This is a genomic window from Chitinivorax sp. PXF-14 (genome assembly GCF_040812015.1).
In the GTDB taxonomy this organism is placed as follows: Bacteria; Pseudomonadota; Gammaproteobacteria; order Burkholderiales; family SCOH01; genus JBFNXJ01.
This window is the reverse complement of record NZ_JBFNXJ010000037.1, coordinates 1-995: the sequence shown is the minus strand read 5'-3', so window position 1 is coordinate 995 and position 995 is coordinate 1. Positions and strand designations below refer to the sequence as shown.

Here is a 995-nt window from a genome sequence, read left to right as displayed (position 1 = left end):
CAGAAGCGTCAAATTCAACACTGTCTATGTGCGGATCAGATTGGGAAAAAACACTTAAACAGCCATTGCCTGTGACAATTAGCCATTCCGACCTATCGATGGGGAAACCCTGCAAACAATTTTCCTCACTGGACCAACCACCACTTTTGACTTTAAGAACGTGGTGCCCAAATGGGAAATTCTTTGCATTCCAATACCTGGCTAAGTCCAGTTCATCGAGTAGCCGAACCCCGGAGACGGAGTCAAAGTGGATGCGTAACCCCGAGACCCGATGATTCGGCAGTAGCTCGCGCGCAACTAATACAGAAAGCTGACCTTCCAGCCATTCAATTTTTTGAATGTCGGAGCCCCAATGAACTTCCTGCGCTTCGCTGTACGGGTGGGCATCGAGATCCATATTGCCTAACGTTTGACATGAGCCGCCCGCTTTAGCGGGTCGGCTCGATGGAAGGGTTGGGCGTCACTGGTCGTAGCGCCACTCTAGGAATTCCTCGGCAGTGCCTTCTTCCGCCATTTCAAGGATGGCCTCTGCTACTGCATGCTGCCCCTTGGCGGCCGCGGCGGCTGCCAAGGCGCACGCAGAAAAACCGCGAGTCCAAGAATTTGAAGCTGCATTTGCCACCAAGTGGGGTAGCTTGCTGAGCGAGCTGAAGTACGACTCCTGAAGCTCGCTGGGAACCTCAATCGCTTGTTTTGCCCGGCAGATCTCCACCCACGCGGGGAAGTGAAAGTAGGACTCGTGTGCCGTCGCCGGAGATTTGGAAAGCGCGGCAATGACATGCGGTACTGCGGCAAACGAAGCGGAATGCACGTCGCCTTGATGAGCTAGCGCGCTCCACAGTGGAAACCAGGGCGCTGATTCACCGTCGTCTTTGGGAAGCGAATCAAGCTGCTCAAGAAGCGCCGGAATATCTCCGGCTGCACCGTATGCATGTTGAAGCTCGTTCCAGCGCGGACTGCGAAGACTCAGCATGGCTGCGTTCCTTGTGACGCCC

At 54.9% G+C, this 995-nt stretch carries 2 protein-coding genes; both read right to left on the bottom strand.

The window, feature by feature from the left end; translation table 11 throughout:
- Positions 1-397: hypothetical protein (locus ABWL39_RS20815; RefSeq protein ID WP_367796109.1), on the bottom strand; the 397-nt coding region annotated here is incomplete at its 3' end.
- A gap of 63 nt (positions 398-460) precedes the next feature.
- Positions 461-995: hypothetical protein (locus ABWL39_RS20810; RefSeq protein ID WP_367796106.1), on the bottom strand; the 535-nt coding region annotated here is incomplete at its 5' end.